Here is a 6,693-nt window from a genome sequence, read left to right on the forward strand (position 1 = left end):
CCTCATCGATCGAGGTGCGGCCGGCGGTGTCGAGAATGACGACATCGAAGCCCTGAAGACGGCCGGCGCTCATGGCGCGCTTGGCGATGTCGACGGCTTTCTGGCCCGGCACGATGGGCAGGAAGGCGACGTCGATCTGGTTTGCCAGCTGTTGCAGCTGCTCCATCGCGGCCGGACGGCGCGTATCGAGCGAGGCGAGCAGGACTTTCTTCTTGTGCTGTTCGGTAATGCGCTTGGCGAGCTTGGCCGCCGTGGTGGTTTTACCCGAGCCCTGCAGGCCGGCCATCAGGATGGCGATCGGTGGCTCACCCTCGAGATAGAGGCCTTCCGGCTCGCCTTCGCCGCCAAGCAGGTCAACGAGCGCGTCATGCACGATCTTGACGACTTGCTGGCCCGGCGCGACGGCGCGGATGACGTCTTCACCAACGGCGCGTTCGCGGATCTGCTTGATGACGGATTTGACGACCGGCAGGGCGACATCGGCTTCCAGCAGGGCAACGCGAATTTCGCGCAGGGCCGCATCGACATCCTTCTCCGAAAGCGCGCCGCGCCCGGTGAGCGTGTCGAATATACCGCCAAGCCTGTCTGTCAGTGAGTCGAACATGCGTTCGGGATCCTGCCTGTTTCCAACATTTCCGCGCCACAAGCGCAAAGCATCGCGACCCCGCTGAGCGAAAACTTCGCCGGGCGGGGATCTCGCCTGCCTCCCCCGGATCCCGGATAGCCGGGGCGGATGTGCAGGTAAGACAAGCGGTAAGGCTTGCGTGATAAGTGGCGGCGTTTACGCGCGGGCGGGCGCAGAGTCAAGCTGTGTGAAGGGCCGGCGCGTCTAGCGGTCGGCGCTTTCCGTACCGAAACCGGTGCTGGCCGTGATGACCGGAGCCGGCGCCGAGGGCGCAAAGTGCAATTGCGGGCGTGGGTCGGGACGGGTCAGCAGGGCACCGAACACCGAGGCCAGCATGATGCCGACGGTCAGCCACAGCATGGCTGATTTGACGAGTGTTGCGCTGCCACGCCCTGTCCTGGTCATCACGATCTCCGCCTCTTTGCGAGCGATGGAAGTCGAACCTGAGTCCGTTAATGAATGATAATGGCCTCAAATTGGCTGAAACTTTGGTCCGAAAAAGGCTCAAATTGGACGTATCGCCGTTTTTCTTGCCAAATCGCCTGCCCGTATCTAGCGCCGGCTTGCCGACCGGGCCGTGACCGCAATCACGCCGCGTCTGCCGGGCCCTTTGGAGCAAGGCGTCGCCACAGTTCCGGCCAGCGCAGGATGAACCACAGGCCGGTCCAGACATTGCCGAGGACAAAAATCGGCAGGATCCAGAACAGGGCCGGCAGCCAGCGCCGTTCGGTCGCCGCGATCACAAGGGCGCTGAGCGCGAAGCCGAAATAGAGATCACCGAGGGTGACGATGCCCCAGGGCTCACCGGTCAGCCAGTCACCGGCGCCACCGAAGTCCCCAGCCCTGACCGCCCAGATGATCAGGGCGGTCAGAACCAGCGTTGGGGTCAGCAAGAGAAGGCGGGGTAATGAGGGCAAACGACTTCTCCTGCTTCAGGACGCAGGGGATGTACGCAGCCGGTTCGGGACTGGATCACCGGAGGCCGGAAAAACTTCCGGTCCGATGCCTAGACCTTGGCAGGGGCCCGGAAGACGTCCTCGTCAAGTTCGCCTTCCCACTTGGCAACCGCGGTCGCCACGGCGGCGTCGCCGGTGACGTTCACGGCTGTGCGGGCCATGTCCATGATGCGGTCTACCGGCAGGATGAAGCCGACAATGATGGCAACATGTTCCGGTGAGACGTCGAAGGTCTGCAGCACGATGGCGAGCAGGAAGAGCGAAGCCGAGGGAATGCCGGCAGCCCCGATCGAGACGACGGCGGCGGTGATCGCGATCATGACGTAATTCATGAAGGTCAGGTCATAGCCGAAGGCCTGGGCCGTGAAGAGGGCCAGAATGCCGAGATAGAGGGCTGTGCCGTCCATATTGATGGTGGCGCCGAGCGGCAGGACCGAGCCGGCGACGGACTTCTTGATGCCGAGATTGTCTTCACAGGCCGCGATCGTCACCGGCAGGGTCGCCGAAGAGGATGCGGTGGAGTAGGCGACCGCGATCGGATCGGTCAGGCCGCGGAAGAAGCGGGCCAGCGGCAGGTTGAGGACGACACGGATCAGCACGCCATAGGTGATCAGGGCGTGGGTGATCAGGCCGAGATAGACGGCAACAATCAGGACCAGCACGGATTTGAGCGATTCCAGCCCCTGGCTGGCGGCGGTGTAGGAGACGAGGGCGAACACGCCATAGGGCGCCACTTCCATCACGTAATGCGTGATCTTGAGCACGACTTCGGAGGCCGAGTTGAACAGGTCGCCCACGGGCTTGCCGGCCTTGCCGGTCGCCAGAATCGCGACGCCGACGAAGATGGAGAAGAAGATGATCGCCAGCACATTGCCGTCCGCGAGGGCCGCGATCGGGTTGGTCGGGATGATTTCCAGCAGGCGGTCGACGATCGAGGGTGCCTCGGTCGAGACCGGCTCGGGCACGACATCATCGAGATTGGCGCCGACGCCCGGCCGGAAGATCGTTCCGAAGGTCAGCCCGATGATATTGGCGAACAGTGTGGTGACGAGATAGAGGCCGATCGTCTTCAGCCCCAGCGTGCCCAGCTTGGACGGCTTGCCCATCGCGATCACGCCGGAAACCAGCGTGGTGAAGATGAGCGGCACGATCAGCATCTGGATCAGGCGGATGAAGGCCGTCCCCACGGGGTGAACCCAGGTGGATATCCAGAGGGTTGCCTCGTCCTGTCCCATGACCTGCGAAGCGGCCAGCCCGAAGGCGACCCCTGCGGCCAGAGCAATGAGGACGCGCTGCCAGAGTTTGATCCCGAACCACCAACCCATGAATTTCCCCTCCACGACGCACTCGCGGGCGCGTCAAAATTGCCGTCACCGCACACTAGTGCCTGTAGCGGGCCGGTCAATTGTCAGAGGTAGAGGATGGTGGCGTCAGCGCCCGTCATGGCCTTGAGGGCCGCGCGGCTGATCAGTTGCGTTCGAAAACGAGCGTCAGCTTGGACAGGATGCGGTGGACCGAATAGATCAGCCCGGCACCGCCCAGCAAATTGGCCATGCCGGCCATGTCGCCGCTCAACAGCAATTGCCCGCTCGCCAGCAGCCCTGCCGACAGGGCCAGCGGCACGAGGAGACAGGTCCAGGACAGGTCAGCAAAATGGCGCGCACGTGAAATCGTGCGCGTCGAGAACCACGTCCGCCCACCGCGGAGCGCGTGGCTCTCCGGATTGGTGCGTTTGGGCAGGTGGTCGAGGGTATGATCAATCATGGACATAAGCTCATTATACGGAGCTTATTATGATTTGCAAGCCCTGTGGAAAACTCCCGAAAAGCGTACTGAACGTGGGCGTTTTCGGGAGTTTTCTCTAGTCTGGGCAAATGTGGCCAGTGTCTTAAAAAAGCCTAAACGACGCTTTCCGCGGCCAGAACCTGGGCGACGGCGTTAACCGTGGCAGCAATCCGGATCGCGGTCTGGATCTGCTGGCTGGTCAGCCCGTGCTTGCGCAGTTCGGCCTCATGGCTGTCGATGCACAGACCGCAACCATTCACCGCCGACACCGCCAGCGACCACAGTTCGAAATCGGCCTTGTCGACGCCGGGATTGGCCAGCACATTCATCCGCAGGCGCGCGGGCAGCGTGCCGTATTCCTTGTTCTTCGACAGGTGGATGAAGCGGTAATACACATTGTTCATCCCCATGATCGCGGCCGCGGCCTTGGCGGCCTCGATGGCGGCCGGCTCCATGTGCTGTGCCGCCTCGGTGCGGATGGCGCGCAGGGTCGAAGCCTCGCCGGTCGCACAGGCGCTCGCCAGGAAGACGCCCCATTTCTTCTGATCGTCCAGATCCGTCTCGCGCGCCAGGGAGGACAGGTTGAGCTTCAGATCCTTCGCGTAATCGGGCAGGGCATTTTTCAGGTCTTCAAGGGTCATCGGGGTCTCCATAGCGAATAAGTCTTAATTGCAACGTGTGGGCCGAAAAAACCCCGATGCCGCCGCTGGTCTTGTCGCGGCGGCACCGGGGCCTGGTTGCCGGCGCCCCGGGGGGAAAGGGCGCCGTCAGAACCGGATCAGAGCGTGTCGCCGCCAACCGGACGGTTGCAGGGGCAAAGCTCGTCCGTCTGCAACGCGTCGAGGACGCGCAGCGTGTCTTCCGGATTACGGCCGACATTGAGGTTGGTGACATAGACGTGCTGGATCACATTGTCGGGATCGACCACGAAGGTGGCGCGATAGGCGACGCCGGCGTCCGAGCGGATGCCGAGCGAGTCGATCAGCGAGCCCGTCGTATCGGCAAACTGCCACATTGGCAGCTTGTCGAGATCGGGATGTTCGCGGCGCCAGGCCAGCTTGCAGAACTCATTGTCGGACGAACCGCCCATCAGCACCGCATCGCGATCCTCGAAATCACCATTGAGCTTGGCGAAGGCGACGATTTCGGTCGGGCAGACGAAGGTGAAATCCTTGGGATAGAAGAAGATCACCTTCCATTTGCCGGCAAAGCTCTCCTGGGTGATGTTCTCGAAGGCGGACTCGCCGTGTTCCTCGTGTGCATTGAAACCCGGCTTCACGCCCGTGATTTCGAAATCCGGCAGTTTTTCGCCAATACCCAGCATATGTCTCTCCAGTTCAAACGGCCGGCAGGAAGCGCCGGCATCAGAATACAGGGGGCTTTTGCCCTTGACCGGAGAATAAAGCCAATGGATTGTTTTTTGGAAAGCCATAGGTAATATCAATACGTGTCCCAGCTTCCCACCCTGCGCCAGTTGCAATTCCTGCTCGCCCTGGCCGAGCATGGCAGTTTCTCCCGCGCCGCCGAGGCGGTGTTCGTGACGCAGCCGACGCTCAGCGCCGCGATCAAGGAGCTGGAGGCCAATCTCGGTGTCATCCTGGTCGAGCGTGGTGCGCGTGGCGCGATCCTGACGCCCGCCGGCGAAGCCGTGCTGACGCGGGCCCGGCGGGTGATGACCGAGGCAGAGGATCTGGTGATTGCCGCCCAGGCCGCCGGAGAGCCCCTGGCCGGCCCGTTCAAGCTCGGCGTGATTCCGACGATCGCGCCCTTCCTCCTGCCCCGCGTCCTGCCGACCATGCGGCGGCAATTTCCCAAGCTCGAACTCTATCTGCGCGAGGACCTGACCCAGCGCCTCTATGATGCCCTGCTCGAGCGCCGCCTCGACGCGGCCCTGGTCGCCCTGCCCTTCGAGGCCTCGATGATCGAGACGCATGTCCTCGGCGCCGATGAATTCCTGTTCTGCTGTGAGGCCTCACACCCGCTGGCGGCCAAGCCTGAGCTCAATGCGGCCGATCTGGCCGGTGAGCCGTTGCTCCTGCTCGAGGACGGGCATTGCCTGCGCGATCATGCGCTCGCTGCCTGTTCGGCGGGGGCCGTGCGCAGCGATTTTGCCGCTACAAGCCTGCATACGCTGGTGCAAATGGTCAAAGCCGGGCTGGGGGCGACATTGCTGCCCCGCATGGCCGTCGAGGCCGGCCTGGTTGACCGGATGGGGCTGGAGGTGAGACCGTTTGATCCGCCGGTTATCGGCCGCGAAATCGGCATTGCCTGGCGCAAGGGTTCGGCACGGGCCGAAGAGGCGCGGCAGCTGGGCGATGTGATTCGCAGCCTGCTGGTGCCGCCCCAACCGGTGTCGTGAACCCGTCAGCCGCTGTGAATCAGCGCCTTCAGCCGTGACGGCTCGAGCAATTCCAGCTTGTTGACCGGTCCCACCAGTTCGAAGCGGTAATCGCAATTGCGGACCCCGGAATCATGCGCCGTCATCAGGATGACGCGCCCCTGATATCCCGCTGAAGCCAGCATGGGCAGGGTTTCCTGGTATTCGTCATGCGGTGGAATCCGGCGGTCGAGGAAGACGAGATCATACTGTTCCGGGCGTGCCTCGATAAACGCCTGCACCGTCGTGTGACCATCAAATTCAAGTGAATCGTCAAAGCTGGTCGACAGCTCGCGCAACAACATCAATTCAATCGGGTCGTCATCAACGACGGCAATGCGCATGGAATCTCCGGGCGGCGACGGCGGGGGAGGCCACGGAGTGGACTGGGCCGCCACGACCGGCAATGCATAAATTATAGGCCGGGTTGTGCGCCCGGCCGCGACACTCTGTCCTGATGCCTGTCGGTGTGAAATCTGCCATTTCTGTACAAACAGAAAAAACAGAAAGCACTGGCCATGTATCTCTCGGCACCGATGCAGCGTTTCGTTCTCCACTGGGGAGAAATGGGAGCCCGCTGGGGCGTCAACCGCTCGATCGCGCAGATTCACGCCCTGCTTTACCTCGCCGACCGGCCGCTGCACGCCGAGGAGATCACTGAGACGCTCCATATCGCCCGCTCGAATGTCTCCAATTCCATCAAGGAACTCCAGACACTCGGCCTGATCAAGCGCGAGCACGCTCTTGGCGACCGGCGCGACCACTTCACCGCAACGCACGAGCCCTGGGACATGCTGCTGGCGATCGCCGACGCCCGCAAGCAACGCGAGATCGACCCGACCATCGCCATCCTGCGCGAGTGCGCCGCGATGGCCAGGGACGATCCCGATACGCCGAAAGCCGCGGCGGAGCGTCTGCAACACATGCAGGACTTCGTGACCAATCTCACC

Annotated in this window: 10 protein-coding genes; 2 read left to right on the top strand and 8 right to left on the bottom strand. The window is 62.7% G+C overall.

Features of this window, described 5'->3' with window-relative positions; all coding sequences use genetic code 11:
- The 7 genes from ACN0YF_RS13860 to ACN0YF_RS13890 form a co-directional block, all read right to left on the bottom strand.
- Positions 1 to 604, bottom strand: a 604-nt coding sequence (locus tag ACN0YF_RS13860; protein WP_417494849.1) for a signal recognition particle receptor subunit alpha, incomplete at its 3' end; no start/stop codon positions are given.
- Between the two features lie 225 nt (positions 605 to 829).
- The gene (locus tag ACN0YF_RS13865) at positions 830 to 1,030 is read right to left on the bottom strand and encodes a hypothetical protein (RefSeq protein WP_417481176.1); all 201 of its coding nucleotides are present in this window, start codon (positions 1,028 to 1,030) and stop codon (positions 830 to 832) included.
- A gap of 182 nt (positions 1,031 to 1,212) precedes the next feature.
- On the bottom strand, positions 1,213 to 1,518 hold the full coding sequence (locus tag ACN0YF_RS13870) for a hypothetical protein (protein WP_417494850.1): 306 nt from the start codon (positions 1,516 to 1,518) through the stop codon (positions 1,213 to 1,215).
- 113 nt (positions 1,519 to 1,631) lie between these two features.
- A complete protein-coding gene (locus ACN0YF_RS13875) occupies positions 1,632 to 2,906 on the bottom strand; it encodes a dicarboxylate/amino acid:cation symporter (protein ID WP_417494851.1) in 1,275 nt (424 codons plus the stop codon).
- Between the two features lie 142 nt (positions 2,907 to 3,048).
- A complete protein-coding gene (locus ACN0YF_RS13880) occupies positions 3,049 to 3,345 on the bottom strand; it encodes a hypothetical protein (RefSeq protein WP_417481173.1) in 297 nt (98 codons plus the stop codon).
- Positions 3,346 to 3,479: 134 nt separating this feature from the next.
- Entirely contained in the window at positions 3,480 to 4,007 is a 528-nt protein-coding gene (locus tag ACN0YF_RS13885; protein WP_417481172.1) for a carboxymuconolactone decarboxylase family protein, read from the bottom strand.
- 137 nt (positions 4,008 to 4,144) lie between these two features.
- Positions 4,145 to 4,690 carry a peroxiredoxin gene (locus tag ACN0YF_RS13890; RefSeq protein ID WP_417494852.1) on the bottom strand — a complete coding sequence of 182 codons (546 nt, stop codon included), beginning with the start codon at positions 4,688 to 4,690 and terminating at the stop codon, positions 4,145 to 4,147.
- A gap of 123 nt (positions 4,691 to 4,813) precedes the next feature.
- Between ACN0YF_RS13890 and ACN0YF_RS13895 the strand changes: the two genes are divergently transcribed.
- Positions 4,814 to 5,725, top strand: a complete 912-nt coding sequence (locus ACN0YF_RS13895; protein WP_417481170.1) for a hydrogen peroxide-inducible genes activator — start codon at positions 4,814 to 4,816, stop codon at positions 5,723 to 5,725.
- Between the two features lie 5 nt (positions 5,726 to 5,730).
- Here the strand turns inward: ACN0YF_RS13895 and ACN0YF_RS13900 are convergent, their stop codons facing one another.
- Complete coding sequence (locus ACN0YF_RS13900; protein ID WP_417494853.1) at positions 5,731 to 6,087, bottom strand: hypothetical protein; 357 nt, start codon at positions 6,085 to 6,087, stop codon at positions 5,731 to 5,733.
- Between the two features lie 174 nt (positions 6,088 to 6,261).
- Here ACN0YF_RS13900 and ACN0YF_RS13905 point away from each other — a divergent pair.
- The coding region (locus ACN0YF_RS13905) for a GbsR/MarR family transcriptional regulator (protein ID WP_417494854.1) at positions 6,262 to 6,693 on the top strand (432 nt) is incomplete at its 3' end.

It is taken from the genome of Maricaulis sp., assembly GCF_048270265.1.
Lineage (GTDB): Bacteria > Pseudomonadota > Alphaproteobacteria > Caulobacterales > Maricaulaceae > Maricaulis.

Excerpts from the sequence above, each read along its gene's own strand:
- ACN0YF_RS13865 (WP_417481176.1), bottom strand. The coding sequence starts at position 1,030 with ATGACCAGGACAGGGCGTGGCAGCGCAACACTCGTCAAATCAGCCATG.
- ACN0YF_RS13880 (WP_417481173.1), bottom strand. The coding sequence starts at position 3,345 with ATGATTGATCATACCCTCGACCACCTGCCCAAACGCACCAATCCGGAG.
- ACN0YF_RS13885 (WP_417481172.1), bottom strand. The coding sequence starts at position 4,007 with ATGACCCTTGAAGACCTGAAAAATGCCCTGCCCGATTACGCGAAGGAT.
- ACN0YF_RS13875 (WP_417494851.1), bottom strand. The coding sequence starts at position 2,906 with ATGGGTTGGTGGTTCGGGATCAAACTCTGGCAGCGCGTCCTCATTGCT.
- ACN0YF_RS13900 (WP_417494853.1), bottom strand. The coding sequence starts at position 6,087 with ATGCGCATTGCCGTCGTTGATGACGACCCGATTGAATTGATGTTGTTG.
- ACN0YF_RS13890 (WP_417494852.1), bottom strand. The coding sequence starts at position 4,690 with ATGCTGGGTATTGGCGAAAAACTGCCGGATTTCGAAATCACGGGCGTG.